Here is a 26,926-nt window from a genome sequence, read left to right on the forward strand (position 1 = left end):
CGCGAGCCACTTCAGAATCGGAGCGGAATGTCCATTCTTCCCCACGCGGCAACACGAGGCCGGCTTCGACGGCGGCACGCGGCGGCGTTGACGCTGGTCGTCTCCATGGCGCTGCTCGCCGCCGGAGGACGAGCCGGCGCGGCGTCCGTGCCGTCCAGAGTCACGTTGCCCAGCCCGAACCCGGCAGACCTGGCCGGCACGAGCAAGCCGCTCGACGCCGCACAGGTCCTCAACCTCCGCGTGTACCTGGCTGACCGGCCCGGTGTCGCGCCCCTCGCGGCGGCCGTGTCCGACCCGGATTCGCCGGTATACGGGCACTACCTCACGCCGCACGAGTTCCAGCGGCTGTTCGGGCCGGCTGCCGGCCAGGTCACCGCGGTGCGCGACTGGCTGACCGGCCAGGGCATCACCGTCACCGCGAGCACCGCCCACTACCTCGCCGTCACCACCACCGCCGGCACGTTCGACAATGCGTTCGCCACCCAGGTCAGCGAATACGACACACCCCGTCCGTTCGGTGGCCCCTACCGCCGGGTCGCCCTGACCGGTGACCTCTCGGTGCCCGCCGAACTCGGGCCGGACATCCTGAGCGTCACCGGCTTCAACGAAACGACGCTGCCGCGGGCCACCGGTTCCGCCGCTTCCGCGGCCGTGCGCACCGCGCGGGCCGTGAACGCCCCGGTCGCTCCTTGTTCGCATTACTGGGCAGAGCACACGGTGTCCATCCCCGAGGCGTACGGGCAAACCACCGCGCCCACCCCGATCTGCGGGTACACCCCGCAACAGATCCGGCACGCCTACGGGCTGGACACGAGCCCGTACACCGGTAAGGGCGCCACTGTGGCCGTCGTTCTGGACGACCGCAATCCCGACCTGCCCGGGGACGCGAACCGGTTCTTCGCCGACCACGGCCTCCCCGGATTCGCCCCCGGCCAGTACACCGAGGAGGACGTGAGCCCGCCGTCGTCGTCCCATTGTTTCGATTCGTCCGCCCGTGGTCCCGCGCACGCGAACGGGCCTGGCGGCCTGGTCGGGCAGTGGGTCGAATCGGCCATCGACATCGAGGCGGTGCACCTGGCCGCGCCGGACGCGAAACTGGTCTACGTCGGCATGGACTGTGTGGCGTCGTCGTCCGGGCCCGGGTCCGACTTTCTCCGCAACGGCCTCGACGGGGTCACCAAGGTGGTGGACGAGCGGCTCGCGGACGTCGCGTCGGGATCGTGGAGCCTCGGCGAAGAAAACTACGGACCGGCGGATCTGCTGGTATGGGACGCGATCCTGGAACAGGGCGCCGTGGAGGGAATCGGCTTCGATTTCAGCTCCGGCGACAACGGTGACGCTCTCACCGGCAATCCGGTTCACGTGCCCTTTCCCGCGGACGACCCCTGGGCCACCCAGGTCGGTGGCACCAGCCTGGCCCTCGGCGCCGACGGCTCGATCGTCGGTGACTACGCCTGGGGTCAGCACCGCACCCCGTTGAACGCGGCGGGAACGGGCTACGAGCAGCCGCCGCCGGGAGACTTCTCCCAGGGCTCCGGCGGTGGCGTCAGCACCCACTACGCGCAGCCGCACTACCAAAAGCCCGCGGTGCCGGCCGCGCTGAGCACTCTCGACGGCATTCAGCGGCCCGGCCGCGCCGGCCCGGACATCTCCCTCGACGCGGGCATCCAGATCCTGGTCGGTTACACCGGGTCGATCACCGAGGGCCAGTACGGCGAAGCCGCCCAAGGTGGTGGCACCAGCCTGTCAGCGCCATTGCTGGCCGGCGTCGAAGCCGATGTCATCCAGGCAGCCGGACATCCACTGGGCTTCGTCAACCCGCTGCTGTACAGCGCGCGCGGCACCGGGGCGATCCGCGACATCCTGCCGGTCGACCCGGCCCACCCACCGGTGGAGTTCGGCGCCCCCGAGCAACAGTCTTCCGACAACGCCACGCTGATCACCGAAGGGGAGGACGGTGTACTGCAGGCGGCCCCCGGCTATGACGACGCCACCGGACTGGGGGCGCCCTCGCCGACGTTCATCGCCGAACTCGGCGAGCTGTCCGTGGACAGAAGAAAATAGCGCGGGGCCGGCCGAGCCGGCTGGTGGCGCATGTGGACGGTCGGGAAAGATCGGCGGCTCTGGGCCGATTTGTCCTCAAGGGAATGCGGATGCAGGGGTTTGGTGTGGAGAGCTTTGATTTTGTGATCGTGGGCGGCGGGACGGCGGGCTGCGTGCTGGCGGGCCGCCTGTCCGAGGATCCCGGCGTTTCGGTGCTCCTGCTGGAGGCCGGCGCGGCTACGCCGCCGATCGGCGCGGACGACCCGCAGGCTTGGTTGTCACTCGTGAGATCCTCGGCTGCTACGGGCGGCGTCGCGCAGGGCGAGTCGATCGCCGGCTCCACGGATCCGATCCCACGGGGCCGGGTGCTGGGCGGTTCCTCGGCGATCAACGGGATGATTTTCGCCCGCGGCCACAGGTCCAGTTATGACCGGTGGGCCGAGGAAGGCGCCACAGGCTGGGGGTACACCGACCTGTTGCCGTATTTCATGCGCACCGAGAGCGCCCCGGGCCGCGATCCCGCGATCCGCGGCATGACCGGGCCGCTCGCGGTTGCTCCCGCGAGTACGCCGGGACCGGTGTTCGAGGCCAGTCTGGAAGCAGCCGAAGAAGCGGGCCATCGCCGGGCGGGCGATATCAGCGGCGGGCTGGAGGAAGGCTTCGGCTGGCCGGACCTGAACATTGTCGCGGGCAGGCGCCAGAACGCCGTCGACGCCTACCTCGCGCCGGCCGCCGGCCGCCGCAACCTTCGGGTGGTGACGGGGGCCCTCGTCCACCGTCTCCTGGTCAACCGAGGCCGCTGCGACGGCGTCGAGTACAGCGTGGGCACCGAACTGGTCCAAACCAGGTGCACCGGCGAAGTGGTGCTCGCCGCGGGGGCCATCGGCTCGCCCCCACTGTTGCAGCGCTCCGGAATCGGTGCTGCCGACGTGGTCCGTCCACATGGCATCCCGGTGGTCGAGGACTTGCCCGGCGTCGGGGAAAACCTGCAAGACCACCCGACCGTCAGCATCGTCCATCTCCCCGGTCAGCCGATGCCGATGGCCAGGAACAATCGCCTGGAGGCACTGGGGCTGCTCCGAAGCGACCCGGAGGTGGGCAGCCCGGACCTGCAGGTCGCGTTCGGCGACATCCCGGTGCCCTCCTCGCACGGCGGCGAGCCGGAGACGATCCTCGTGGTCCTGACCTCGCTGATGCAGCCCTTCAGTCGCGGGTCAGTCCGCCTCGCCGGCGCCGACCCGGCCGTCGCTCCCGTGGTCGTCCCACGCTATCTGGCCGATTCCCGCGACCTCGAGGCCATCGCCAAGGGCCTCGAGATCGCCCGGGACATCTGTCGTACCACAGCCTCGAAGCCCTGGTACGCAACGGAAGTCGTGCCCGGACCCGACGTCGGCGGCGACGCGGCGCTGCGTGCCTACGCCGCCGCATCGGTGTCCACCTACTACCACCCGGTAGGCACCTGCCGCATCGGAACCGACGCCATGGCCGTGGTCGACCCTGAACTGCGTGTCCACGGCATCCTCGGGCTGCGGGTCGCTGACGCCTCGGTGATGCCGTCGATCGTGTCCGCCAACACCAACGCCACCGTCTATGCCATCGCCGAGCGGGCGTCGGAACTGATACAGGCGGCCTATCGCAGCGGGTCATAAGCGCCCGGATCGGATCGGCCCAGTCGCGGCAGGCGCTCGGCTTCCACCTCCGCGGTGGCCGCCGCGATGCGGTCAGTCGATGCCTTCGACGATGCGGAAGTCGCGCTCGACGCCGTCGGACAGGGCGACCAGCGCCTCCTGGTAGGCCGCACTTTCGCGCGCCGCGACGGCCTGCTCGAAGCTGTCGAACTCGATCAGGATGGTGCGCTCGGCGATTCCGGCGTCGTGCGCCACGACCCGACCGCCACGGACGAGGACCCGACCGCCCCCGGCCTTGACGGCCGGAGCGGCCAGCTTGTTGTAAGCAGCCAGCTTTTCAGGGTCGGAAATGGTGCGGTAGACGCTGACCCAGTAGCCCTTGGGCATGGAACCTCCAGTGTGGGGATGTACATCTGACTTACGGGTTGGTCTCGGACGAGCGTCGGCGGGCGAGAGCGAGGCTTGTCAGCGTCGTGATCGCCATGGCGCCGATGCCGACCAGCGCCGCGGTGGTGTAGGCGCTGTCATCGGGGAAGAGGTGGCCGGGGCCGGTGCCCGCGGCGAGGATCAGGCCGCCGATGGCGCTGCCCAGGGAGTACCCGACGCTGCGGACGACGTAGTTGAAGCTCATCGCGCTCGACGTCTCGCTCTTGGGGGTGACGGCCAGGATGACGCCGGGCATCGCGGCCGAGAAGCCGCCGACGCCGAAGCCGAGCACGCCCATCGCGGCGAACAGTTCGGCCAGGTCCGACCGGGCCGCCGCGAACAGGGCGAACCCGCCGCCGACCACGACGGCGCTGCCGGCCAGGAGCAGGGGGTCGGCGATCCGCTTCCGGACCCGGGGCGTGAGCTTGCCTGCGACGAACCCCAGCAGAGAGAACGGGATGAGGACCAGCCCGGCGACGAAGGTCGTCAGCCCGAAGCCGTAGCCGGCGCCGTGCGGCGTCTGCGCGTACCGGGTGATGAGGGTGAGCAGGAGGTACATGCCGATCCCGCCGACGAACATGGCGATGTTCGCCCCGGCGACCGCCGGGTGCCGTACCGCCCGGACATCGACCAGGGGCGTCTTGCCGCGCAGCTCGGAAACGGTCCAGACGCACAGCAGGAGCACGGCGGCGACGGCAAGGGTCACCGCCACGGCGAGGTGCCGGCTCCACAGGCTGCTCTCGCCGGCCAGGAACAGCACAAGGAGCAGTCCACCGGCCAGGACGAGCGCACTGGTCACGTTCACGTGAGCGGAGCGGCCTTCGGGAGCTGCGGGCATGGAGCGCCACGCGGTCACGAAGGCGATGGCGGTGACGAGCAGGCCGAGGCCGTAGGCGGCCCGCAGTCCGCCGAACTCGGCGAGCAGCGCGGCCAACGGGTAGCCGACGCCGGCGCCGATGATCGAGACCACCGAGATCAGGGCGATCGTGGCCGCGCTGCGCTCCTCGGGAAGGTGGTCGCGGGCCACGCCCATCATCAGCGCCGTGAGACCGAGTCCGGCGCCTTGGGCCGCTCTGCCGATGAGCAGCCAGGCGAACGGCAGCGGCAGCACGGTGAGCGCGCTGCCGGCGACGACGATCGCCAGCGTGGCGAGGATCGTGGCCCGCCGGTGCGGACCGGCTCCGAGCCGGCCGAGGACGGGCGTGGCGACAGCGCCGCTGAGCAGGGCGATGGTCAGCGTCCACTGCGCGCTGTCGAGCGAGACGTGGAACGTGGTCGCCACGCTGGTGATGAGCGGCGTCCCGAGGCTGGCGACCGCCGCCACGACCAGGGCGATGAACATCAGGGCGGGGACCAGCAGCCGCGCCTCGGAGCGCTCCAGGGTGCGCTCCGTCACTGCTTCGGCCCTTCGCGGTCCTGGCTTTCGAGTTCTGCCAGGTGCGTCAGCGCCGGAAGCGCCGCCACCAGTGCCTCGACCTCGTCGCCGGTGAGCTCGGCGATCAACCGCTCGAACGCGTGGACGCCCGCCTGGCGCCGCGTCCGGACATAGGAGGCGCCGGCCTCGGTCAGGCACACCAGCGTGACCCGCTTGTCGGCGGCGTCGCCTCGCCGCTCGACCAGGCCGGACTCCTCCATCACCCGGACCACGGCGGTCATCGCGGGCTGGGTGACGCCCTCGACCGCGGCCAGATCGGTGATGCGCCGCGGGCCGGTCCGGTCCAGGGTGGCCAAGGTGGCGGCGGACGTCAGGCTCATGTCACGGGGCAGGCGTCTCGCGGCCCTGGTGGCCAGGCCGTAGAGGGCCGCCCCGATGGCGGCGGACGCGCCACGAGCGGCGTCTTGACGACTCATGCCCGAAGCATAGCAGTTTTATATTCATGGTTTATGTAAATGCCCGACTGGCGCGTGCGCGCGCTGGCCGGCTTCGGTTTGCGCGGGGTCGGCGGGCGGCAGCAGCGCGGCGGTGAGGGCGGTGGCCAGGAAGTCACGGAAGCGTTCGAGGGGCCAGGTTTGGCGCAGTACGAGGAGTTCGTAGAGGGCGGGGTCGGTGTAGGCCCACATCACGTCGCCGGCCTGCGCGACGTCGACGTCCGGGCGCAGGTATCCGCGGTCGTGGAGCAGGCGGGCCTGGTGATCCATGCGATCGCGGCGTTCGGTGTCGAGCCGGGTGAGCAGGGCGGTCATCTCGGGTGAGCTGGCCGCGGCCGCGCGGATGAGCAGGACCACGGGCGCGAAGCGCGGGAAGACCTCGGAGGCGAACTTGGCCCATCGCCGGACGATCGCATACGGGTCGGTCTCCTGGGCGCCCATCTCGTCCGATCGCCGGACCGTGGGCACGAGGTCGGGTCCGGCCAGTGCGGCGTCGGCGATCGCTTGGACCAGACCGGGCTTGTTGCCGAACGCCTTGTAGACGGTCTCGACCGACACCCCGGCCTGCGCCGCGATGGTGCTGATCTTGGTGGCGGCGTACCCGTCGGCCAGGAACAGCCCGCGAGCGGCCTCGAGGATGGCGTCACGGTTCTGCTGGGCCTGCACGCGTCGTCGGCTGGAGTCGTAGTTTCTGCTGGCCTTGACCGGCGTCATATTTGAGTACATACTCCTGTATCGGTTACAGATGGCTGTAACCAAGTATGGACGGAGGTGGGCGGCATGACAAGCGACCGCACGGAGGTCGGCCCCATGGCCGTCGCCGAACGGATCTGCCGGGCCACGAGCGAGCATGATCTCGACGCGCTGGCGGCCTGCTTCAGCAGCGAATACCAGAGCGTGTGGCCGATCCATCCGGCCCGCGGCTTCGGCGGCGTCGACCAGGTGCGGCGGAACTGGGAGCAGATCTTCGCCGGGGTTCCCGACGTGCGAACCGAGGTCGTCAACAGCGTGGTGTCGGGCGATGAGGTCTGGTCGGAGTGGGAGTTCAGTGGCAACCGGCGCGACGGGGAGCCGTTCCTGATGCGCGGAGTGGTCATTCTGCGGGTGTCCGGCGAGCGGGCGACGCTGGCTCGGTTCTACCTCGAGCCAGTCGACGACACCGCGGACGAGGTCAACGCCGCCGTGCGGCGTCTGATCGGCGCCACCGACAGTCAGGAGGTCCGGTCATGATCCTCGTGGCCGGCGGGACCGGCACCCTGGGAACCCGGGTCGTGCGGGCGATCACCGCGAGCGGCACGCCGGTGCGGGTCCTGACCCGCAACGCCGACCGCGCCAAGGCGTTGCGCGCCGACGGGGTCGAGATCGCGGTCGGCGACGTGCGTGATCCGGCGACCCTCGTGCCGGCGATGCACGGCGCGACCACCGTCGTCTCCGCCGTGCAGGGCTTCGCAGGGTTGGACCCGGGTGGCGCCACCGCGGTCGACCTCGGCGGCAACGAGAATCTGCTGCGCGCCGCGGAAGCCGCCGACGTGCGGCGGTTCATCCTGATCTCCGCGGTGGGTGCCTCACCGGACAGCCCGCTGGATCTGCGGCGCGTCAAGCACCAGGCCGAGACGACGGCACGGCGTAGCCGGCTGGAGACCACCATCATCCGGCCCACTGTGTATCTGGAGACCTGGCTGGGCATCCTCACCGAAATGATCGAGACCAAGCGCGCGACCACCGTGTTCGGCCGCGGCGACAACCCGATCAACTTCGTCAGCGCGGACGACGTCGCCGCACTCGTCGAGCGCGCCACCCACACGCCCGAGCTCGCCGGCGCGACCGTCGAGATCGGCGGCCCGGGCAACCTCACCCTCAACGAGCTGTCCCGCACACTGCTGGCGCGCCACAACGTCCCGGAGAAGATCAACCACGTCCCCCTTCCCGTGCTCAGGGCCGTCGCGACCCTCCTCCGCCCGATCAAACCGGCTGTCGCCGCACTCGCCCGCTTCGGAATCATCATGGACTCCACCGATATGACCCTCGCGGCCGACACGGCCCGAGCTACCGTGCCCAACCTTCCCCTGACAAGCCTCGACGCCGTCCTCGCCCACCCGAGCGGCCCGGCTCCCGGTCCGACGAGCCGGCCGGCCTGAACCTGTCGCCGTGGCCACGCAAGACCAGCTTGGTGAGGTTCTCCCGGCCGTGCCCGGTCAGAGCCCGAACCGCGGAAACAGCGCGGAGCCGTGGAACGCGACGATGCGGCTGACACCCTCGGCGGTCGTCGTCAACACGTGCAGGGCGTGTGGACGGCGCGCACCGTCGTGGCCGCGGGTGTACACCGCGAACGCGGGCTGTCCGTTGGCGGCGGTGGCCACCACTTCGGCCGGGCCGATGATCGGCATCTGCTTGGCCAGGAAGGCGAGAACGGTGTCACGGCCTTCGAACCAGGTGGTGATCGGCGGCATTTCCCAGCGTGCGTCTTGGGTCAGCACGGCGACCAGCTGGTCGACGTCCGCGGTTTCGAACGCGGTGACGTACCGGTCGAGCAGGGCTCGCTGCCGCGGCTCGGCCGGTTCGGCCAGGCTGCCCTCTTCGAGCGGAACCTGGGCTCGCGCTCGCTGCAGCGCGCTGGTGACGGCCGCTGTCGTCATCTCCAGCAGTTCCGCGACCTCGGCGGTCCGCCATTGCAGCACGTCGCGCAGGATCAGCACGGCTCGTTGGCGCGGTGGTAGCCGCTGGAGTGCCCCGATCAGGGCGAGCCGCATGGTCTGCCGCTGCACCACGACGGTTGCCGGGTCGGCCGGTGTGGCGGCGAACAGCAGGTCGGGTGCCGGTTGAAGCCACGGCACCTCCTGGGCCGGCTCGACCAGCCTGGCCTCCAGGTTTGTTTCGGGCGAGCCGAGATCGGCCGGCAGCGGCCTGTGTCTGCTCTTTTCCAGCGCCTTGAAACACGCCCGGGTCGCGATGCGGTAGAGCCAGGTGCGCAACGACGATCGGCCCTCGAACCCGCCGTAGGCCCGCCAGGCGTCGAGATAGACGTCCTGAACCACTTCTTCGGCCTCGTCGACCGAACCGAGCAACCGGTAGCAGTAGGCGAGCAGCTCGCGCCGGAACGGTTCGCTCAGCCGGCCGAAATCCTCGTTGCCGTTCTGGGTCTCGGTCACAGAGTGCATGATCCACGCTTCCGGTCGATGGCGGTGGGTGGCCGGCCGGTTCAGCGGAAACTGATGTCGGCCATGTCGATGGCGACGAGGACGATCCGGTCCTCGCCTGTGGCGGTGTAGGCCCGTCGGGTGGCCGGGATGAGGATGCCGTCGATGTCGCGGTAGCCGGTGGCGTGGAGCTGGGCCTCGGTGTCCGGGTCGACGATGTCGATGGTGAAGTCGTGGCGGCGCAGCAGCCCGTCCGGGCCGAAGCAGAACACCTGCTCGCGGGTGTGGCTCTTGATGTGGTCGGGGAAGGTGACCTTCAGCCGCCGCCAGGTCTCACCCTCGCCCTCGATGGGCGCGATCTCGTCGCAGACGAACCCCGGCCAGGTGAACAGGAACGGCGTGGTCAAGTACGTCCACAGTGCTTCCCCGGTGAAGTACGCGAGATGGAGGTCGTCCCACGGCGTCTGGAACCGGTGGCCGTCGAACGACCGCTCCGGGTCGTCGCGCGCGTCGACGAGCGTGCCGTCGGGTTGCTGCAGGACGACCCGGCCGGGCTCGAAGATCGACCGCCGGTTCTGCCCGGCGAAGTCCATGGTCAGCCGTTCCCGCGTGGTGTCCACTTCGAAGCGGACCTCCTTCAACGCGTCACTCTTGCCCTTGACCTGCCAGAAGGCCCCGGTGATGGTGGCGGCGACGCGGATCGCGCGGATCCGGTTCCACCGATCCAGGCCACCGTGCGCGGCGACCGCGGTCGCGAGTAGGTCATTCATGGCTCTGCTCCTCTCTCGGGGCGTGTCGTGGTCAGTCGACGATGAGTCCGCCGGTCAGGTTGGCGACGGTGCCGGTCATCGCGGAAGCCTGGCCGGAGGCGAGGAACACCGCGACCGCCGTGAGTTCGGCCAAAGCCGTCGGGCGCTTGCGGTGAGTCATCGCGGCGGCGGCCGCGGTGAACTGGTCGACGGGGATGCCCAGCGCGTCGGCGTGCAGCCCGTACACGACGTCGATGACCGGCGTGCCGACCATGCCGGTGGTGCGCAGGCAGATCGATCGGACGCCGTGCTGGGCCCATTCCGCGGACAGCGCGCGGTTGAGGGCTTCCATCGCCGCCCAGCCGACGCTCATGCCGCCGACCAGGGGAAGGCTCACCCGGGCGGGTTCGGGAGTGTGCATCATGATCACTCCCGACCCTTGGGGGATCATGTGCCGAGCGGCGGACTGCGCGGTCACGAAGTGCGCCTGGGCGTAGGTCGTGACCGGCCGCATGAAGTCGTCGACCGGTAGCTCGGCGAGCGGGATTCCCTGCAACCCCCGCGGCGAGATTCCGATCGCGTTGAACGACACGTCGATGCGGCCCGCGTCGGCGACGACGGCGTCGAGGTGGCCGGTGACGGACTTCTCGTCCAGTGCGTCGACCACAGCGCTCTCGGCGGCCCCGCCCGCGGCGGAGATTTCCTTCCTGACGGTGTCGACGACGTCGGGATTTCGCCCGGTCAGGAAGACCCTGGCGCCTTCTTGGGCGAACCCGCAGGCGACCGCGCTGCCGACCGCTCCGCCGGCGCCGTAGACGACCACGTTCTTGCCTTCCAGCAACATGTCCTTCTCTTTCCTGTTGTTCATGTCAGCGCATGAAGTCGGTGACCGGTCGCGTCGGTACCCCCCCGGCTCCGGCCGCGGCGACTACCTCCTGCACATACAGAGGCGATCGCGGAGCGAAAGTAATCGGCACCCGTCCGGCTTCTTGACGACGAGTTCGGGCCGACTCAGCCGGCACGGCTCCCACGCCTGGTGAGGGCGTGTCAGCCGACGGCTCAGCCTTGAACGACCAGCTCGACGCGCTCGTCGAACGCCTGCGCGGGCTCGGGGTGTCGGTCACCGACGTCCGGCGCTACGCCACGGCGGACTACGCCAGTGCGAAAGGGCCGGACGAGCTGCTGTTCGAGCCGCACGCTGTCCGTCCGGACTCCGTGATTTCTTCGCCGAGGAGGAAGCATGACCGTCATCACCGTGAACACCACGAAGGGCCGTCTGAGCCTCGACCAGCGCCGCACCCTGGCCGAGACATTGACCGACGCGGTGCTGATCCCGAGAACGGCCGGTTCGCCCGTGCGAGGCTCTCGGACTCGACGAATGCGGTCGGCCGAACGGCTGTCGGAGTGCGTTCGACCCGTCGACGTCAGTTGCCGGGACGCACCTGTGCCCCCTCTCACGCGGATGTCCGCTTGTCCGCTGATGGCTCGATCCCCTGGGATGCAAGTGCGGTCATTCCGAGCGAATCGCGAAACGCGATCTTGAAAGGGGCGCGATGAGCGTCCAGGGTGGGTTGATCACGCACAACCCGGCGTGGGGAGTGGCCCTCGACGCGTCGCCCACGGGCGGTGGTGTGCCTGCGGGTCAAACACCATGTTCGGCGTTACCCGAACCGGCACGCGCTGTCCGGCTGCCGTCCCGCGGGGGCTTCCCTTTGCGGGCTGGGAAGGCCGTGACCAGCGCGCTGAGAGCGACAGCCAGACACAGCCAGGCGTACCAGTCCCCGAAACGGGAGTACGGCGTGGCGCCCGGACCGAGGGGCACGTCGGCCACCAGTGTGGTGAACGGCCCGGGGCCGCCTGTGTGCGCGTCGGCCCGCACGCGGCCCCAGCCGTCGGAGATCAGCACCGTTCCGGTCCGGTCGGACCAGATCACGGCTTGGCCGTTCTCCACCCCACGCACCAACGCGGTCCGGCTGTGCTGCCAGCCGTTGTCGTCCTCGTCGGACGCCGGGATCGCCAATATCCGGGCGCCGGCCTGAGCGTAGTCACGGCTCGGGCGCGGGAAGTTGACGTCGAAGCAGATCTCGACGCCGGTTTCTCCGCCCGGAACGAACACGAGATCGTGGCCAGGCGGGCTGACCGCGTCGTGGTGCTTGAGGTACGTCAGCGGCTCACCGCCGTCCGCAGGGAAGACCAAGGCGTAGTTGTACTTGGCTTTGCCGTCGGAGTAAGCGAACCCGACCACGATGTCGGCCCGGCGGACCGCGGCGGCCTGGCGCATCGGTTCGAGCAACGCGGCCGGACGGGCCTCGCTCGAGGAGAAGGACTGCTCGGGCAGCACGATGGTCTGAACCCCGGCGGGCAGCGCGGCGATCCTGTCGACGTAGGCAGCGACGAGGTCGCGGCCGGCCGGGGAAGCCAGATTGGGCGCCCACGCCCGCTGGTTGGTTGCGATCGCGGCTACGCGCCTCACCGGCCCCGCATCCTCGCTCGCCAGCCGCAACGCTCCAGCACCCAGCCCGACCACGAGCAGCGTCACCGCGAGGGCCCCGGCCCGGACCCGCGCGGCGGCACGGAATCCGGGAGCGAGCACCACCGCAAGCGCGGAAGGCACCAGCAGCACGAGAAACTCGACACCCCACATGCCCGTGGCCGCGGCGGCCTGCAGCACCACGGGCACGTCGCCCTGCAGGTTGGACATCGTCCCGCCGAGTCCCATCGGATTGGTGATCGACACCAGGTAGAGCACCCCGGTCCAGACGGCCGGCGCCGTGACCGTCGCGAGCACCGCGCGCCCGCGGCGAAGCTGAAGCCGGAATGCCGCGACGGTGACCGCGAACACCGCTGCCAGGCCGGCATCGATCAGGAGCCCGATCGGCCACAGCGGGGTGTCGTGCGATCGCAGCTGGAACGCCCAGCTGTTGGCTGTGCCCAGCAGAAAGGCCACGAAGGCGACGGTGACGGCAGCCAGGCAGGACACCCTGGGCGCGACGAGCAGCACCGGCAGCGGTGCCAGCCAGGTCAACGTGGCGACCGGCGTGAGCCCGGTGCCGAAGAAGAACAGCACCGCCGACCCCACCAGCGCGGCCGCCACCAGTCCGCGGGCGCGGTTCGCCCGTTCACGGCCGGAGTCCATCAAGAACCCTCCCCATCGTCCGTCGGCAAAGCTCACGAAAGTCCTTTTCGGGCAGATTGATCCGGCCGCCGTGGTAGAGCTGGACCAGGCCCACGACCGACATGGTGGCGGCCAGCGTGGTTTCGAGCGGGTCGTCCTGCCGCAGCGCGCCGTCCCGCATGCCCTGCTCGACGGCTCGGAGCACCGGGATGAATGTGGGCGAGCCGCCGGTCCGGAAGTCTTCCGGGAAGCGCCGCACGTCCTCGCGCCGGTCGGTGATCAGGTAGCGGTACAGGTTCGGGCTGCCCAGGGCGAAGTTCAGGAAGTCGTCGGTGAGCCCGTCGATCCGCTCCTCGAAAGAGCCGGTCTCGTTCCGCTTTCCCCAATCCCGGGTCAAGCCGGCGACAGCGTCGTCAACCACCTGCCGCAGCAGCGCCTCCCGGTTCGGATAGTGACGGTAGGTGGCCATCGCGGTGACCCCCGCCTCGGCCGCTACCCGGCGCATGGTCACCGCCTCGGCGCCCTCCGCCGAGAGAATCGCCAATGCCGCCGCAGCTATGCGGCCGGCGGTCTCGTTTCCGACCATGTATACAGCGTACACGCCTTCGTCTACGCTGTATACATTCAATTGGATCGAGGCGTCTCGCAGACTGCATCCCAGATGCATGGCGTCGACTGCCGCTGTCAGTCAACGCGAGCCGCAGCCACGCGGGTCCTTCGGGGCAGACCCGGTCGAAGCGGCCGACGGACTCGGCGAGACCGAGCTGGACGCACAGCCGTCGCGGGCGGCGAGCGAGGATCGCAACGACGTGATCGAGGGCGACGTCACGAAGTCCGCGGGCGTCAGCTACCTGGCCATCAACTTCGTTTGACGATCTCGACCGATGCGAGTTTCCGGCAGCCGGCAGGGAGGATTTGGTACACGATATCGCCTTCACCGTTCGGCGTCGCCGTGTCGAGCGTTCCGTTGCATGAGGCATCGGCCATGGTGACAGTCAATGTGAAGGCGTGTCCATCGTCGTCGGGCGTTGTCGAGCCGACTTGGGGGTCAAAGAAGCTCCATTGACCGTTGGCAACAGGCACGGGAACGCCTGTGATCAGATAGTACTTGTGGTCGTCGGCGAGGTCGAAGATCCTCAGCAGTTTCCCATCGAGATTCTGAGCTGTCCCTGTGAGCTGAACACCTTGGCGTCCAACGACGCTCTGTCCCGGCTTCGGGGACGTGATAGCGACTGATTCAGCTGGCGGCGCAGGCAGCGTCGAGGAGGGCAACGAGGTAACTGGGAGGGTGACGACGGCCGAGGTGGCGCTGCCGGAGTTCCCTGTCGAATCCTTCGAGTTGGCGATGATCGCAGTGGTAACACCGCCGATGGTCGTGATCACCGCGACGACCACGGTCACGACGGCATGTGTGGAACGGCTCTTCTTGTCCGACGACTGGTTTTCTGAATCGTTGTCCGCGTTCACCTGGTAGATCTCCTCGGCTGCGTGCGTCATCGGTTCGTCTCGGCACGACAGTCGACCAGGAATCTTGAGTTGTTACGTTTGCCTACGGCTGGACGTAGTTTGTGTAACGATCAGGTTCACCGTTGTCCAAGGCCGCTGTGGCCATGCGGATGAGTCCAGGTTGAGGCTGGGACAACGGAGCCACGCTTGAAGCGGCGGTGTGCGGCCGCGGCTCGAACACCGGGATCGATGGCTCCGCCAGCGCCCACAGCTCATCCGGCGCCAACCGCAACGAGTGCGCAACATCGCTCCGTCCTCCTCCGATTACGTGGTAGAGGTGAAGCGATGTCGAAAGCTTTGAGCTATGCGGACGCCGTGCGGGTATTGGACGGCGGAGCGCCGAACAAAGCCGCAGCCGGCGACGACTTCGCTGTCCGGCTGCAGTCCGCGCTCGCAGAAGCCCACAGGCGTCCCCGGCCGGCCGGCGTCGAAGGTGGCACCGTCGTATTCGGTACCACAACCGCCAGTGGGCAGGGTGGTATCGCGATCGGTTCGGTAGCCAGAGACGTCACCCTGGCCCCCGACCTCGACTCCGGTGATGGGGTATCGCCGGCGACGTGGCGGCCCTATTTCGTAACAGGCACGAATTGGGCGGCCGGCTCTGTGGCGCTGGTCCGTGGCGTCTGAACGAGCGGCTTGGCTCCGCGTGCTCCCATTGTTTCCCTTCGCGTGTTCGTTGTGCGATCTCAGAAGGCGGTCACGGCGGCGGCCGATTGCGTCGCGGATGTGTGCTCCGGCGTGTCGGTCGCGCGGCGGGTGCCACCGGTGACGGGCAGGCCGCCGGCCGGGGTGAACATGGCTTGGTTGAACGTGGATCCGCTCGGTGCGGTGGCGATCGGGATGACCGGGAAGGCGTTGCCGCCGGGGCGGACTGACGTGGAGATGTAGTCGCCGAACATGCGGCCCTGGGAGGTGTTCGGGATCCAGGACAGGTTCATCGGCCCGGCGACCTGGGTGGCGGTGCTCCAGCTGGTGCCGCCGTTGGTCGAGGAGATGAAGCCGACGTCGAGCTGACAGGTCGCCGCGGTGCAGTTGGCGGTGGGGTAGAAGTAGTACGTCAGGCCGATCCGGGCGCTCGAGCCGGAGGTCGAGGCGTCGACGCCGATGCCGGGGACGAAGTGGTCGACGGTGCTGGTGGTGGCGTCGATCGGCACGCGTGCCGGGGTGGTCCAGGTGGTGCCGTTGGCGGATTTGCTCAGGACGATGTCGTTGCTGGGGCAGCCGGTGCGGAACCGGCAGTCCGACCAGGCGACGTAGACGGTGCCGGTGCTGTCGGTTTCGGCGGTGGGCAGGGCTTCTTCGCGCAGGCCGCCGGCGGCGTCGTGGTGGCTGATCGTGGCGACGGCGACGGTGGAGGTCCAGCTGCCGCCGCCGTTGGTGGAGCGGAAGCTGCGGATCTGGTCGTTGAGCGACAGGTAGGGGACGACGACGGTGCCGTTGGATTGCACGACGGGCTGGCCGCCGAGACCGGTGTGGGTGCCGGCGGGGGCGCGGGCGGGGCCCCAGGTGAGGCCGCCGTCGCTGGAGGTTTTCATCCGGATGGAGTCGCCGGAGCTGGTGATGTCGTACTGGGTGTAGCAGTTGCCGAAGAACGGGCTGCTCGCGGTGTTGTCGCAGACGATCCAGTTCTTGTCCAGCGAGCCGGTGGCGGTGGTGACGGGGTTGCCGAAGGTCTTGCCGCCGTCGGTGGAGCGGCTGGTGAGCACGGGGGTGCCGCTCGGGCAGTTGACGCCGAGGGAGGAGATCAGCCACACGTTGTGCTTGGCGTCGAAGGCGACGGCGGCGTCGCTGATCTGGCCGCACGGTCCACCGGTGTTGGCGGTGGTGCCGGGCAGGAAACCCTGGGTCCAGGTGGCGCCGCCATCGGTGGAGGTGGCGAAGCCGATGTCGGAGGAGCCGCCGCCGGACACACGGCCGACCTGGAAGGCCGAGACGACCGTGGAGCCGAACGTGAACGTGTCGGGTTCGACTTCGGTCCGGTGCTGGGCTTGGGCGTCGGTGAACGGATCGGTGCTGACCTGGGTCACGGCGACGTTCGCGGACGCGGACGTCGCCCCGACCAGGAGTCCGCCGATCACGACGGCCGGCAGGAAGGCGGCGGTGACGATTCTTCGGGACAGCGGCATGGCGCGGTCACCTTCTCCGTTGAGGGGTGCGGCAACGAGGCGGGCAGCGGGGGCGCCACTGCGGGCCATGACGACTGTCGATCCAGCCACTTGGATCGAGCGCCGTAAAGCCGCCATGTGGAGGAGCCCGCCGCGAGGGACCGGCCACCGGCTGATCAACTGTCTCATTGAGACGGATATGGGCAGTTCTGCCGGCATGTGGGACGAGTTCGGCGGCGTGATTTCCCGGTACGACCTGTCCTTCGCAGGTCGGCGCCGTGCTCGACCGATCCAGTACGTTCGTCGGCAGCCGAGTGGGGGACGAGTTGGCCGTGCGCTTACCTTGTCCGGAATGGATAGTTGACAAGTGGGTAACGATCCCGCGCGTCGCGGCGACGGTCCCAGCGGCGGACCAAGGCGCGGCATGTGCCGTGTGGCTGGCCGCGCACCGGAAACCCCGGTCAACCAAGGGAGCACGCAGTGTCGCGTCCCCGTACTGTTTCCGCAATCAGTGTGACAGTGTTCAGCACCGCCGCGCTCGGCCTGTTCGCCGTGTCCCCGGCGACGGCGCAGCCGTTCGGCTACCAGCAGCTCAACCCGGTGCAGCAGCGCCATGTCTCCGGCCTGCTGTCCACGGTACTCAACGGCGAAGACCCGGCGAACGCCGCTCGCACACTGGCGCCGAACCGGGTCACCCCTTCGGCCGCGTCGCCGTGCCCGAACCGGTTCGGCGGAGGAGTCAAGGTCAACCAGAACTGCCTGAACCTCACCGACGCGGACCTGCAGGGCCGGGCCCAGGCGCAGAACGAGACCTGGGCGGCCGCCGACCCGAACCGCCCCGACCACATCGTGGCCAGCTACAACGACTACCGCCGCGGCGACGGCACCTGCGGCGTCAGCTACTCCCTCGACGGCGCGCGTTCGTGGGCGGACGCGACGACGCCGAACGGGTTCAGCCGGGGCACCGATTTCGGCGGTGTGCCAAGGGAATACTGGCAGTCCGGTGGTGACACCTCGGTGGCGTGGGACTCGCGCGGCAACGTATACCTGTCGTGCCAGGTGTTCAACCGCGGCAGCGCCGTGTCGCCGAACCCGGACCAGTCCAGCGCGTTCCTCGTCTTCCGCTCGACGGGGACCAACGGTGCGTCCTGGAACTTCCCAGGTCGTCCCGTCGCCACCCACGACGACACCGCCGGTGCCGGGAACTTCCTGCTGGACAAGCAGCTGCTGACCGTCGACAACAATCCGCGCAGCCCGTTCCGCGACCGCGTGTACGTGTCGTGGACGACCTTCGCCGACGACGGCACCGGCTACATCTACGAGGCCTACTCCGCCGACTACGGCGAAACGTTCTCCGCTCCGGTGCTCGTCAGCTCCGACGCCCCGTTGTGCGCCAACGCCCTCGGCTTCCCGACGCCGCGAGGCCGGTGCAACCAGAACCAGGACTCGCAGCCGTTCGTCGGTCCCGACGGTGCGCTGTACGTGGTGTTCAACAACTTCAACAACGCCACCGTGAACGCGGCCGACAACCACAACCAGGTCCTGCTGGCCCGCTCGGCCGACGGCGGGCAGAGCTTCTCGACGCCGGTGCCGGTCGGGAACTACCACGAGCTGCCGGACTGCGCGACCTACCAGAACGGCCAGGACCCGGGACGCGCCTGCGTTCCGGAGAAGGGAACATCGGCGAACTCGGTGTTCCGAGCGAGCAACTACCCGATCGGTGGCGTCGACCCGCGGAACCCGCGCCGGATCCTCGTGACCTACGGCTCGTACATCAACCGGAACTCCAACGAGGCCAACGGCTGCACGCCGACCGGTTTCAACCCCGCCACCGGCATCAACACCTACACCGGGGTGAAGAACGGCAGCTGCAACAACGACATCGTCCTCTCGGCATCGACGAACGCCGGGGCCTCGTTCACCGGCGGAACCACCGACGTTCGGCAGCTGCCGGTGGTGACCACTGCCGCGGGGCAGGCCCGCACCGACCAGTTCTGGCAAGGCGCCGCGTTCAGCCCGGACGGCACCTTCGCGGTCAGCTACTACGACCGCCAGTACGGCGCCGACGAGACCACCGGGTTCTCGGACATCACGGTCTCCACCGGGTTCACCCACACCCGGGCGACGTCGGGCAGCATGCCGCCGCCGACCCAGTTCACCGGCACCTTCTACGGTGACTACGCCGGAATCGCCGTCACCGCCCGCACCGCGTACCCGGTCTGGTCGGACACCCGTCCGCCGGACCTGTTCCTCTGTCCCGGCACCGGCACGCCTGGCACCCCGCCGCGCACCTGCCAGGCCGGCGCGCCGAACGCGTCGATCGCCAACGACCAGGACGCGTTCACCACCGCGATCGGCCTCCGCTGACCATGGTCGAGTGGGCCACCTGCGATGCGGCGGGTGGCCCACTCACGTGACCTGGACGGGGAGTTCCCACTGGGTCTGCGGCGGTCCGCGGGTCGCCGGCGAAAGCGAACTCGTCGACGGCCTGTCGACCGTGTCCTGCCGGGCGATCAGCTGCGCGCCGCGTGGCCACCGATGCCGGCCGCACGGTTCGAAGCTATGCTGGCTGCCTTATCCGCTCGTAGCGCCGGTGTGCTGATCCACCAGCTCGTGCACGGCGTCGGCCTCGCTCGGCGATTCCCGGCGTGGCCGACCCCGCTCGTCCACGAGTCAGCCGGCCGGGGTCCAGCTGAGGATGTCGGCGTAGGCCGCTTCCAGGCCCGCGTTGGTGCGGATGCTCGCCGGGATGCCGGCGGCGTCGGTGATCGCGTGGTTGTTCTTGATCACCACGGACTTCTGGTTGTAGTCCGCGCTTCCGTTCTCCCAGTAGTTGTTCTCGATGTCGAGCGGGTCGTAGGTGCCCTTGTTCAGCGTGTAGTCGGTGTGCTTCGAGCCCCACGCGAGATCGGCGTTGTAGAGGCCGTTGCCGGTGATCGTGATGTTCCCCGCGCCGTTGTCGGTGTAGACGGCCTTGCCCGCGCCCTTCTGGTCGTGGATCACGTTGCCGGTGACCTTCTCGCCGCCGGCCATGTTCGGGCCGGTGTTGCCGTTGGTGTAGATCCCGGCGCCGTCGGCGAGCAGCTGCATGTGGTCGAAGATCAGGTTGTCCGCAAGGGTGTTGTTGTTGCTGTAGTTGGGTTCCGCCTTGATCTTCACCTTGTCCGGCCAGCCGCCCCAGCCGATCGAGATCCCGCTGTAGGGGACGTGGTCGATCTGGTTGTGCGAGACCGTAGTGTGCTCCGTGTAGCCGATGTCCATCCCGATGCCCCCCGCGTACTCCACCGACGTGGCGAACACGTGGTTGTCGAGCAGCCGGTTGCCGCTGGTGTGCTGCGCGGCCGCGGTGGGCAGGGTGATGTCGACGCCGCCGAGCTCCAGCCCGTTGCCGGAGATGTCGGTGAACACGCTGCCCTGCACCAGGTCGTTCTGCGAGCCGGTGCCGAGGTCGAGTCCCGCTGCGCCCAGGTGGACGAACGCGTCCCGGGTGAAGCTGATGTTCTTGTCATAGGCGAAGGAAACGTTGCCGGGTTCCTTGGTCCAGTTGCCGTACGGGCACTTCCCGCTGTCGATGAACTGGCACAGCCCTTGCTGGTCGAAGCCGTGCGCGCCGGTCAGCGTGTAGTTCGCCTGGATCTCGGAGAATCCTTCGGGTGTGCTCGGGAAGTTCCAGGTGGCGTAGGAGAACTGGAGGCCGTTGAACGTGATGTCGTGCACTGGCGCCGACGCCGTGCCGATGCCGGACACCAGGGTTTCCAGCGCGGGCGCGGTCACCGTCTCCTTGGTGATGTCTTCACCGGGCTTCGGCACGTAGAAGACGGTGTGCGCGGTGTTGTCGAGGTACCACTCACCGGCGGAGAGCAGCTCGTAGGCATTCTCCACCGCGGTGGGCAGCTCGGTGATGGCCTGGCGGCCGACCAGTTCCACGGTGCGGCCGGAGTCGTCGGTGCGCATCACGCGTTTCGTCGAGTTGTCCCAGCACGGCTGCGCCATCTTGATCGTCGTCGGCGAGATCGTGTTCACCGGGCACCGCGGCTGCGTCCACGCGCCGAGGCCGCCGGTGTAGACGAAGTCGATGTCCTTGGGGTTGCGCCAGTTGTCCATCGCGGCCGACGACGTCGTGTAGCCGCCGGTGATCCTGGTCAACGTCACCGGAAGGGTGCCGGTCGCACGCGGGACGCGGGCACCGTTGACGTAGAGCTGGCGCGTCCGCAGCGTCGCGGGGGCGGGCGCGGACCAGATGTTCTTGTTGCTGTCGGCTACTTTCCAGCCGGTGATCGGGACGCCGCCGCTGATGACCGGCCGGGCGCCGGGCGCGGCGGTCCAGAGCACGCGGTGGCCGTTGGTGCCGGAGTCGGCGGCGGTCAGCTGCAGCGGCGCGCTCAGCGTGTAGGTGCCGCCGGCGAGGCTGACGGAGACGTCGCCGGTCATGCCCGGGATCAGCCCGCGCACGAGCTGCTGGGCGCGTTGCAGTGTCCGGACGGACTGCGCGTCGCTCGTGCCGTCGTGGCTGTCGTCGCCGTTCGGCGCGACGTGGACGACCTGCTGCGGCGCGGACGTCGCCGGGGTTACCAGCGCCCCGGTCGCCGTCAGCGCGAGGCCGCTCGCGAACAGTGCCGCCTTGACTCGTGTACGCACCGATGACCGTCCTTCGTTGGAGGCTCTGGGCGGTTCAGAGTTTGACGGGCGTAATGAGGAACTGTCAACGATTGATCGGATGATTCATTCGGAGAAATGGTATTAATCGGGCATTCACACGCTCTGATGTTCCGGTCATCGGACCTCTACTTCTTGCTGTGCGAGGCCGGCCGCTGTCGGCGCATGGGGCCCTCGGGCCCCTCCGGTGACTCTGCGGCCCAGTAGCGCGGACATGCTGGAGCAGTGCGTCGAGGCCGTTTCTGTCGACCCGGTCGCAGCGCCTCCGTCCGGAGATCGGCCGGCAATCCGATGTCATGGTCGACGTGGAGTCGAGCCCGGCCCGTCCGTGTCGACCGAGGGCCACCCCGCCGCGTCGAGCGCACTCTGTCGGCGCGGCGGAATGGCCCTCCACGGCGCCGACTAGGAATTGAAGCACTCGTTGCCAGAACTCACCCAGCGGTGGGACCGGACGATGTATTGGGTGCCGGGCACATACGATTGGCCTTGGGGTACGTAGTGCAGCCAGTGGCTGTAGTTCGCGTTGGCGTACAGGCAGACACCGCTGAAACTCGAGCTGGTGCCCCTGTTGTAGATGGCTTTCACCGTCTGGCTGGACGACCAGCTGCACACGACAGGCGTGTTCCACCAGTCATTGTCACGGTTCAGCCAGGTGCAGCGGTTGCGGCTGCCATCGGTGACCGGCCAGACGCAGAGGTTGGACGAGGGACAGTCCAGAGCCTGCGGCGCGAAGCCGGGGTCGGGCGTCTGCGCCAAGCCCCTCGTGGCGGGTTGGGCCGCGGCGGTGTCGGCGGTGGCGGTGTTCACCAGGACGGCCAAGGCCCCGAAAACAACCAGCAGCATGGCAAGTGTTCTTTGTGCTTTTCTCATCTTGCCCCCTTCGAGATTGATGTGCGGGACGTGGAGTATGCCAAGACCGCCACGCGCTGGGAGGGTCCTTCGAACCTGGTCGAAGTGCTTCCACGCGACCTGGATCGACTGCGCCGTCAATTTTCGTCGCGCGAGTTCGATACTCCGGCCTGCCGCGCGAACAGGGGACCTCTCGTAGCTGCCGTCTCTTCGGTGCGCTGTGCGTTCAGCGCGGCACGCGTGGCCGGCCAGGCGGAACCTGCTATTCGAGCTGGTCCTGGCGCCGGAGCGGGTGGGCAAGCACGGCACGGCGAATATCGACATCGAGTCCGACCGCCGCGAGTAAGCCGTCCAGTACGTACGGCTCGCTGTGCGCGAAGACCGCCGAACACTCGGCTTCGACGACGCCCCCGTCTTGCCGGGCTCTACGCCCCATCCGGCGAGTCTGTCACTCCTGGTGGCCGCGATCACGGCGCACCAGAAGCGGGAGGTCAGGAACAGACTTTCTTTTCGCCGCCGGGCAGGTCGCCGTCGTACACGATGCCGTCGATGTTCACCCACCCGGAGATGTACGCGCAGTGGATCTCGGTACCGCCCACGTAAATGGCTTCGGCGTACTGTGGCGTATTGATTCATCGACAAAGGGGGAGGGGCGCCCCTTCGTCTGCTCCTGCGCTATGACCTCAGATTGCCGGCTGCGCGTGGCGGGCCAGCGTGAGCAGGTCGGCCAGGCCGAAGGCCGGTCCCGCGGCGGGCAGGGTCGGTCGCCGGCCCGGTTCGCGGTTCAGGTAGCTCGCCGGGTCGGCGCGCAGCAGTCCGATCAGGACTTCCGCGACGATGCGGCCGCCGACCGGGCCGAGGCGGTCGCCGCCGTGGTGCTGGGCTTCGTTGAGGATGTAGATCCACAGTGGAGTGCTGTGCGGCCAGGAACGTTCGTCCGGGGGCAACGGTGGCACGCCGATGTGGCGGGCGACGGATTCGCCGCTGGGCAGTCCGGTGATCCCGCCGCGGAGGAGGTCGCGGACCGCGAGCGACCGGTGGGCGGCGGCGTCGACGGTGCCGGTGACCTGCTCGGGCAGCGCGATGAGGCTCGCGGGCAGGCGACCGTCGATGCGTTTCGCTCGTTGCGCCGGTGGGTGACCGGGCAGGTCGAAGATCATTGCGAGATCGAGGCGCCGGTCGGCGGGCACCGGCCGGAACCCGACCAGGTCGGGGAAGAGCGGCAGTTCGGGACCGCCGTGGACGAGCCGGTAGGTGTGGCGGATCTGGCTATGGCCGTAACGGAAGGCCGCGTGGGAGAACTCCAGCGGGATGCAGGCCTGCCCCGGCGGCGGCGCGAACCACCGGCCGCCCGTCGCGAGCACCTGCTCGACCAGGGGGAGCCCGACGAGCCTCGGCAGGAAGTCGTGCACCACGATCCACTGGTAGTGCCAGGTGAGTGCCTGCCGCGCCTGGTCGAAAACATCGGTCACACCGTCGTCCCGCAACAGATCCACGATGCGGTTGTGCGCCCGCAGCAGCGCCGCGTGCAGGGTCAGCACGAACAGGTGCGAGTCGTTGCGGGGGTCGCCGATCAGGGCCACCCCCTGCTGGTTGCGGGGCACGTCGCACCCGTCGGGGTGGCCGAGCAGGAACTTCGCCGGATCCCCGGTGTCGTAGAGGAACGGCGAACCGGTGGGGCCGTCGGAGTAGAGCATCTCCAGGTCGAGCTTCGGCGTGCGGGCGTTGCGCAGCGCTCCCGGGTGCGGGTCGCTGGTGATGGGGGAGCGGTCGGCGGTGATGTCGTGCGCGATCAACTGGCCGAAGAACGGCCACCCGGCGGACTCGGCCGCGTCGTCGCCGCTCGGTCCGGGGATTGCCGCCGCGTCGCAGATCCCGCCATGACCGCCCGCGTGCGCCAGCAGCCGCGGGTCGGTGACCAGCGGGGCGAGGCCGGGGAACATGCGCCCGTATCGGCTCGGGTCGGCCGGCGACGGGTGCCCGGCCTCCGCCTCCGCGATGGCTGTCACCACGGTCGTCACGGCATACCTCCTGTCCGCCGGGCATCGTGGTGATCCCGGCGCGAGTGAAGACAGGACAGCCCTGCGGCGTGTGACAGCCCGGTGTGAAATCCCGGGAGTCACAAATCGCGCGGCTGTCCGGTCCTAGCGGGTGTACGCGTTCGTCGAGGAGGTCTTTCGATGTCATTGACCGTGCTGCAGGAGGCGAAACCGCCCTTCATCCCGGAGGGGGCGCATGCGATGACGATCGTCATCGAGTACCCGCCGGGCGACCCCGGCACCCCGCCGCACCGCCACCCCGGACCGGCCTTCGGCTACGTGCTGGAGGGCGAGATGGTGTTCGAGCTCGAAGGTGAGCCGCCGCGTGTCGTGCGCGCCGGCGAGGCGTTCTGGGAGCCGGGTGGCGACGTCATCCACTACCAGGACGGCAACAACCGCGCCGACATCCCGGTGCGGTTCACCGTGACCATGCTCTGTGAACCGGGCAGGCCGATGGTCGACCTCGTGGCCGAAGAAGAACTCCGGGCGAAAGGATGGTCGAGGAAATGAAGATCGCCGTCATCGGCGGGACCGGGCTCATCGGCTCCCGGGTGGTCACGATCTTGACCAAGAGCGGGCACGAAGCGGTCCCGCATTCGCCGTCGACCGGGCTGGACCTGCTCAGCGGGCACGGCCTGCCCGAGGCGCTGGCCGGGGCCGAGGTCGTCGTCAACCTGACGAACTCGCCGACGTTCGACGACGCCTCGCCCGAGTTCTTCCGCCGGACCATGGACAACTTGCTCGAGGCGGCGGACTCGGCCGGGGTCGGCCACGCGGTCATCCTCTCGATCGTGGGCGCGGACCTGGTGCCGGACCTGGTCTACTACCGCGCCAAGGTGCTGCAGGAGGACATCCTGAAGGCCGGGCCCGTGCCGTACTCGATCGTCCGCGCCACGCAGTTCTTCGAGTTCATGGCCCCGACGATGTCCTGGACCTCCGACGAGAACGCCGTCCGCCTGCCCGCGACGCGCGTCCAGCCCATCGCCGCGGACGACGTCGCCCGCGCGGTGGCCGATGTCAGCATGGGTGCCCCGCTGCGCGGTACCCGGAACATCGCCGGGCCCGAGGTGTTCACGCTCGACGAGCTGGGCAGGATCACCCTCGCCGCCCAGGGTGACCGGCGCCCCGTCGTCACCGACGACCAGGCCGGCCTGTTCGCGGCCGCCTCCGGCGACGCCCTCATCGCCCAGGACGGGGCCGTCATCGCGAAGACCACCTATCGGGAGTGGCTGGCGCGCTGAAGGGGACCGGGCCCGCACGGCGGACGTGGTGCGGGCCCGGTCAACCGCGGTGCCAGCCGCTCAGCTTGGCCGGGTTGAGCACGATCCAGAGTGCGGTGATCTCGGGCCCGGCCGTCTCGGCGCCCACGACCGCGACGGCGCGCGAGGCGAGGCGCAGGGCGAGCCCGAGCTGACCGTTGACGGACTCGACGGTCAGCTCGGCACCCGCTCGCCCGCACAGCACCGCCATGACCAGCCGGGCGGCCGCTGCCCGGCCGTGCACCGGTCCGGCCGGGCCGGGGACCCGGCCGCCGCCGTCGCACGTCACGATGGCATCGACGGCCAGGACGGCGGTCAGCCTGGTGACGTCTCCCCGACGGCAGGCGTCGGCGAATCCGCGGACGACCTGGTTGTGCCGAGCACGGGATTCGCGCACACGGTGCCCCGTTCTCTTGCGCGGTCGCCGGTAAGACCGGGTAGCCCGCGGGTCTGTGACGCCGGTGGCTCAGCCCGCGGTGGAGACCGCCTTGTTCTTCTCCGGGTTGACCAGCCACAGCACCTGGTCGATGCCCTCGGTGGTGGCGCCGACCGTGAGCAGGCCGTACACGACGCCGTTCTGGAGGAGCACGGCGGAGGTCTGCCCGTTCGTGATCGCCCACCGCACGTCGACCTCGTCCCAGAACCAGGTGGAGATCGCCTGCAGGAACTTCGCCACCCGCGCCGCGCCCACCACCGGCGTGCGGGCGACACCTTTCCGGCCGTTGCCGTCGGACAGGCTGGTGACGTCCGGCGTGAAGAGCCGCTCCAGCTCGGCCATGTCGCCGGACCGCGCGGCGGCGAGGAACGTGGTGAGCAGTTCCCGCTGCTCGGCCGCGGGCACCGACGCGTGCCGTTCGCTCGTGAGGTGCTTGCGTGCCCGGCTGACGAGCTGGCGCACCGCGGCTTCGGGTCGAGGAGAGGATGCCGGCGATTTCCGCGTAGGAGTAGTCGAAGGCTTCCCGCAGCACGTAGGCCGCGCGTTCGCCGGGGGTGAGCTTCTCCATCAGCAGCAGTGCCGCGAACTCCAGCGCTTCACCGCGCTCGGCGCCCAGGTACGGGTCCGCGGCGGTGTCGACCGGTTCGGGCAGCCACGGCCCGATGTAGGTCTCCCGCCGTTTCCTCGCCGACTGGAGGACGTTGATGGCCAGCCGGGTGGTGGTGGTCGCCAGGAAGGCCTCCGGACTGGCCACTGTGGACCGGTCGTACGCCTGCCACCGCAGCCAGACCTCCTGCACCAGGTCCTCGGCCTCGGTGACGCTGCTGAGCATGCGGTAGGCGATTCCGAACAGACGCGGCCGCAGCTGCGTGAACACCGCCGTGGCCGCCTCGAGACCGTCCGCGCCGCCGAGTTCGGCACCCACCCCGGAATCCGCCACCTCACGCCCCTCGTCGTCTCGCGAGCGCCGCCCGACCCCACCACTCTACGAGATCGGCTGCCGGCGGGTCCCGGTCACGTGGCCGGGTGTCATTCGACGAGCTTGCCCGCAGTGGGCACCGCGGCGATCTCCGGGTTGGTCCGCGCGGTTGCGGGAGCCGCGCGCCGTT

General features: G+C 69.2%; 25 protein-coding genes and 1 pseudogene. 9 read left to right on the plus strand and 17 right to left on the minus strand.

What is annotated here, in order from left to right:
* The first annotated feature begins 27 nt into the window (after positions 1-27).
* Both CF165_RS13465 and CF165_RS13470 read left to right on the plus strand, forming a co-directional pair.
* A complete protein-coding gene (locus CF165_RS13465; RefSeq protein ID WP_093947832.1) occupies positions 28-2,064 on the plus strand; it encodes a S53 family peptidase in 2,037 nt (678 codons plus the stop codon).
* Between the two features lie 83 nt (positions 2,065-2,147).
* The gene (locus tag CF165_RS13470; protein WP_093947833.1) at positions 2,148-3,692 is read left to right on the plus strand and encodes a GMC family oxidoreductase; all 1,545 of its coding nucleotides are present in this window, start codon (positions 2,148-2,150) and stop codon (positions 3,690-3,692) included.
* 72 nt (positions 3,693-3,764) lie between these two features.
* On the opposite strand, the gene CF165_RS13475 is transcribed toward CF165_RS13470, so the two are convergent.
* Genes CF165_RS13475 through CF165_RS13490 form a run of 4 tightly spaced genes read right to left on the minus strand, consistent with a single transcriptional unit; the run spans position 3,765 to position 6,680 of the window.
* Positions 3,765-4,058 carry a DUF1330 domain-containing protein gene (locus tag CF165_RS13475; RefSeq protein ID WP_093947834.1) on the minus strand — a complete coding sequence of 98 codons (294 nt, stop codon included), beginning with the start codon at positions 4,056-4,058 and terminating at the stop codon, positions 3,765-3,767.
* A gap of 31 nt (positions 4,059-4,089) precedes the next feature.
* Positions 4,090-5,493, minus strand: coding sequence for an MFS transporter (locus CF165_RS13480; RefSeq protein WP_093947835.1), 1,404 nt, complete (start codon positions 5,491-5,493; stop codon positions 4,090-4,092).
* Positions 5,490-5,948, minus strand: coding sequence for a MarR family winged helix-turn-helix transcriptional regulator (locus CF165_RS13485; RefSeq protein ID WP_240521570.1), 459 nt, complete (start codon positions 5,946-5,948; stop codon positions 5,490-5,492). The genes CF165_RS13480 and CF165_RS13485 overlap by 4 nt, the downstream gene beginning before the upstream one ends.
* Before the next feature lie 24 nt (positions 5,949-5,972).
* Positions 5,973-6,680 (minus strand): TetR/AcrR family transcriptional regulator, encoded by a 708-nt coding sequence (locus CF165_RS13490; RefSeq protein WP_158226776.1) that lies wholly within the window; start codon positions 6,678-6,680, stop codon positions 5,973-5,975.
* Positions 6,681-6,776: 96 nt separating this feature from the next.
* On the opposite strand from CF165_RS13490, the gene CF165_RS13495 reads away from it, so the two are divergent.
* Entirely contained in the window at positions 6,777-7,196 is a 420-nt protein-coding gene (locus CF165_RS13495) for a nuclear transport factor 2 family protein (RefSeq protein ID WP_205660841.1), read from the plus strand.
* Complete coding sequence (locus CF165_RS13500; protein WP_093947838.1) at positions 7,193-8,104, plus strand: SDR family oxidoreductase; 912 nt, start codon at positions 7,193-7,195, stop codon at positions 8,102-8,104. The genes CF165_RS13495 and CF165_RS13500 overlap by 4 nt, the downstream gene beginning before the upstream one ends.
* A 57-nt stretch (positions 8,105-8,161) precedes the next feature.
* On the opposite strand, the gene CF165_RS13505 is transcribed toward CF165_RS13500, so the two are convergent.
* From CF165_RS13505 to CF165_RS13530, 5 genes are all read right to left on the minus strand, one after another.
* Positions 8,162-9,115, minus strand: coding sequence for a sigma-70 family RNA polymerase sigma factor (locus CF165_RS13505; RefSeq protein WP_093947839.1), 954 nt, complete (start codon positions 9,113-9,115; stop codon positions 8,162-8,164).
* Positions 9,116-9,165: 50 nt separating this feature from the next.
* A complete protein-coding gene (locus CF165_RS13510; RefSeq protein ID WP_093947840.1) occupies positions 9,166-9,873 on the minus strand; it encodes a hypothetical protein in 708 nt (235 codons plus the stop codon).
* Positions 9,874-9,904: 31 nt separating this feature from the next.
* A complete protein-coding gene (locus tag CF165_RS13515; RefSeq protein ID WP_093947841.1) occupies positions 9,905-10,720 on the minus strand; it encodes an SDR family NAD(P)-dependent oxidoreductase in 816 nt (271 codons plus the stop codon).
* 774 nt (positions 10,721-11,494) lie between these two features.
* Positions 11,495-12,988 carry a nitrilase-related carbon-nitrogen hydrolase gene (locus tag CF165_RS13525; protein WP_093947842.1) on the minus strand — a complete coding sequence of 498 codons (1,494 nt, stop codon included), beginning with the start codon at positions 12,986-12,988 and terminating at the stop codon, positions 11,495-11,497.
* Positions 12,972-13,553, minus strand: coding sequence for a TetR/AcrR family transcriptional regulator (locus CF165_RS13530; RefSeq protein WP_093947883.1), 582 nt, complete (start codon positions 13,551-13,553; stop codon positions 12,972-12,974). The genes CF165_RS13525 and CF165_RS13530 overlap by 17 nt, the downstream gene beginning before the upstream one ends.
* A gap of 79 nt (positions 13,554-13,632) precedes the next feature.
* Between CF165_RS13530 and CF165_RS51160 the strand changes: the two genes are divergently transcribed.
* Complete coding sequence (locus tag CF165_RS51160) at positions 13,633-13,839, plus strand: hypothetical protein (RefSeq protein WP_093947843.1); 207 nt, start codon at positions 13,633-13,635, stop codon at positions 13,837-13,839.
* Here CF165_RS51160 and CF165_RS50165 read toward each other — a convergent pair.
* Positions 13,826-14,464, minus strand: coding sequence for a hypothetical protein (locus CF165_RS50165; protein WP_143268568.1), 639 nt, complete (start codon positions 14,462-14,464; stop codon positions 13,826-13,828). The two genes, CF165_RS51160 and CF165_RS50165, sit on opposite strands and share 14 nt — an antisense overlap.
* Positions 14,465-14,758: 294 nt before the next feature.
* Between CF165_RS50165 and CF165_RS50170 the strand changes: the two genes are divergently transcribed.
* Positions 14,759-15,100 carry a hypothetical protein gene (locus CF165_RS50170; protein ID WP_143268570.1) on the plus strand — a complete coding sequence of 114 codons (342 nt, stop codon included), beginning with the start codon at positions 14,759-14,761 and terminating at the stop codon, positions 15,098-15,100.
* Between the two features lie 59 nt (positions 15,101-15,159).
* On the opposite strand, the gene CF165_RS13545 is transcribed toward CF165_RS50170, so the two are convergent.
* Complete coding sequence (locus CF165_RS13545) at positions 15,160-16,599, minus strand: sialidase family protein (protein ID WP_240521571.1); 1,440 nt, start codon at positions 16,597-16,599, stop codon at positions 15,160-15,162.
* A 492-nt stretch (positions 16,600-17,091) separates the two neighbouring features.
* Here CF165_RS13545 and CF165_RS13550 point away from each other — a divergent pair, with 492 nt between their 5' ends.
* Positions 17,092-18,945, plus strand: a complete 1,854-nt coding sequence (locus CF165_RS13550; protein ID WP_240521572.1) for a sialidase family protein — start codon at positions 17,092-17,094, stop codon at positions 18,943-18,945.
* 306 nt (positions 18,946-19,251) lie between these two features.
* On the opposite strand, the gene CF165_RS13555 is transcribed toward CF165_RS13550, so the two are convergent.
* From CF165_RS13555 to CF165_RS13565, 3 genes are all read right to left on the minus strand, one after another.
* A complete protein-coding gene (locus CF165_RS13555; protein ID WP_093947846.1) occupies positions 19,252-21,216 on the minus strand; it encodes a right-handed parallel beta-helix repeat-containing protein in 1,965 nt (654 codons plus the stop codon).
* A 420-nt stretch (positions 21,217-21,636) separates the two neighbouring features.
* Positions 21,637-22,104 (minus strand): peptidase inhibitor family I36 protein, encoded by a 468-nt coding sequence (locus tag CF165_RS51165; RefSeq protein WP_158226777.1) that lies wholly within the window; start codon positions 22,102-22,104, stop codon positions 21,637-21,639.
* Between the two features lie 662 nt (positions 22,105-22,766).
* On the minus strand, positions 22,767-24,104 hold the full coding sequence (locus CF165_RS13565; protein WP_205660842.1) for a peroxidase family protein: 1,338 nt from the start codon (positions 24,102-24,104) through the stop codon (positions 22,767-22,769).
* 159 nt (positions 24,105-24,263) lie between these two features.
* On the opposite strand from CF165_RS13565, the gene CF165_RS13570 reads away from it, so the two are divergent.
* On the plus strand, positions 24,264-24,632 hold the full coding sequence (locus CF165_RS13570) for a cupin domain-containing protein (protein WP_093947848.1): 369 nt from the start codon (positions 24,264-24,266) through the stop codon (positions 24,630-24,632).
* Positions 24,629-25,363 carry an SDR family oxidoreductase gene (locus tag CF165_RS13575; RefSeq protein WP_093947849.1) on the plus strand — a complete coding sequence of 245 codons (735 nt, stop codon included), beginning with the start codon at positions 24,629-24,631 and terminating at the stop codon, positions 25,361-25,363. The genes CF165_RS13570 and CF165_RS13575 overlap by 4 nt, the downstream gene beginning before the upstream one ends.
* 40 nt (positions 25,364-25,403) lie before the next feature.
* Here the strand turns inward: CF165_RS13575 and CF165_RS13580 are convergent, their stop codons facing one another.
* From CF165_RS13580 to CF165_RS52565, 3 genes and pseudogenes are all read right to left on the minus strand, one after another.
* Positions 25,404-25,778 carry a sigma-70 family RNA polymerase sigma factor family protein gene (locus CF165_RS13580; RefSeq protein WP_093947850.1) on the minus strand — a complete coding sequence of 125 codons (375 nt, stop codon included), beginning with the start codon at positions 25,776-25,778 and terminating at the stop codon, positions 25,404-25,406.
* A gap of 69 nt (positions 25,779-25,847) precedes the next feature.
* The gene (locus CF165_RS52560) at positions 25,848-26,279 is read right to left on the minus strand and encodes a sigma-70 family RNA polymerase sigma factor family protein (RefSeq protein ID WP_240521573.1); all 432 of its coding nucleotides are present in this window, start codon (positions 26,277-26,279) and stop codon (positions 25,848-25,850) included.
* Between the two features lie 64 nt (positions 26,280-26,343).
* Positions 26,344-26,649, minus strand: a pseudogene (locus CF165_RS52565) (sigma factor); the annotation flags it as partial.
* Positions 26,650-26,926: the final 277 nt, after the last annotated feature.

The sequence above is a fragment of the Amycolatopsis vastitatis genome (assembly GCF_002234595.1).
Lineage (GTDB): Bacteria > Actinomycetota > Actinomycetes > Mycobacteriales > Pseudonocardiaceae > Amycolatopsis > Amycolatopsis vastitatis.

Coding starts and splice junctions, on each gene's coding strand:
- CF165_RS13545 (WP_240521571.1), bottom strand. CDS start 16,599: ATGCCGCTGTCCCGAAGAATCGTCACCGCCGCCTTCCTGCCGGCCGTC.
- CF165_RS13530 (WP_093947883.1), bottom strand. CDS start 13,553: ATGGTCGGAAACGAGACCGCCGGCCGCATAGCTGCGGCGGCATTGGCG.
- CF165_RS51160 (WP_093947843.1), top strand. CDS start 13,633: ATGGCGTCGACTGCCGCTGTCAGTCAACGCGAGCCGCAGCCACGCGGG.
- CF165_RS13575 (WP_093947849.1), top strand. CDS start 24,629: ATGAAGATCGCCGTCATCGGCGGGACCGGGCTCATCGGCTCCCGGGTG.
- CF165_RS13495 (WP_205660841.1), top strand. CDS start 6,777: ATGGCCGTCGCCGAACGGATCTGCCGGGCCACGAGCGAGCATGATCTC.
- CF165_RS13465 (WP_093947832.1), top strand. CDS start 28: ATGTCCATTCTTCCCCACGCGGCAACACGAGGCCGGCTTCGACGGCGG.
- CF165_RS13525 (WP_093947842.1), bottom strand. CDS start 12,988: ATGGACTCCGGCCGTGAACGGGCGAACCGCGCCCGCGGACTGGTGGCG.
- CF165_RS13490 (WP_158226776.1), bottom strand. CDS start 6,680: ATGACGCCGGTCAAGGCCAGCAGAAACTACGACTCCAGCCGACGACGC.
- CF165_RS13500 (WP_093947838.1), top strand. CDS start 7,193: ATGATCCTCGTGGCCGGCGGGACCGGCACCCTGGGAACCCGGGTCGTG.
- CF165_RS13515 (WP_093947841.1), bottom strand. CDS start 10,720: ATGAACAACAGGAAAGAGAAGGACATGTTGCTGGAAGGCAAGAACGTG.
- CF165_RS51165 (WP_158226777.1), bottom strand. CDS start 22,104: ATGAGAAAAGCACAAAGAACACTTGCCATGCTGCTGGTTGTTTTCGGG.
- CF165_RS13470 (WP_093947833.1), top strand. CDS start 2,148: ATGCGGATGCAGGGGTTTGGTGTGGAGAGCTTTGATTTTGTGATCGTG.
- CF165_RS50165 (WP_143268568.1), bottom strand. CDS start 14,464: ATGACGCACGCAGCCGAGGAGATCTACCAGGTGAACGCGGACAACGAT.
- CF165_RS13485 (WP_240521570.1), bottom strand. CDS start 5,948: ATGAGTCGTCAAGACGCCGCTCGTGGCGCGTCCGCCGCCATCGGGGCG.
- CF165_RS50170 (WP_143268570.1), top strand. CDS start 14,759: ATGTCGAAAGCTTTGAGCTATGCGGACGCCGTGCGGGTATTGGACGGC.
- CF165_RS13510 (WP_093947840.1), bottom strand. CDS start 9,873: ATGAATGACCTACTCGCGACCGCGGTCGCCGCGCACGGTGGCCTGGAT.
- CF165_RS13570 (WP_093947848.1), top strand. CDS start 24,264: ATGTCATTGACCGTGCTGCAGGAGGCGAAACCGCCCTTCATCCCGGAG.
- CF165_RS13475 (WP_093947834.1), bottom strand. CDS start 4,058: ATGCCCAAGGGCTACTGGGTCAGCGTCTACCGCACCATTTCCGACCCT.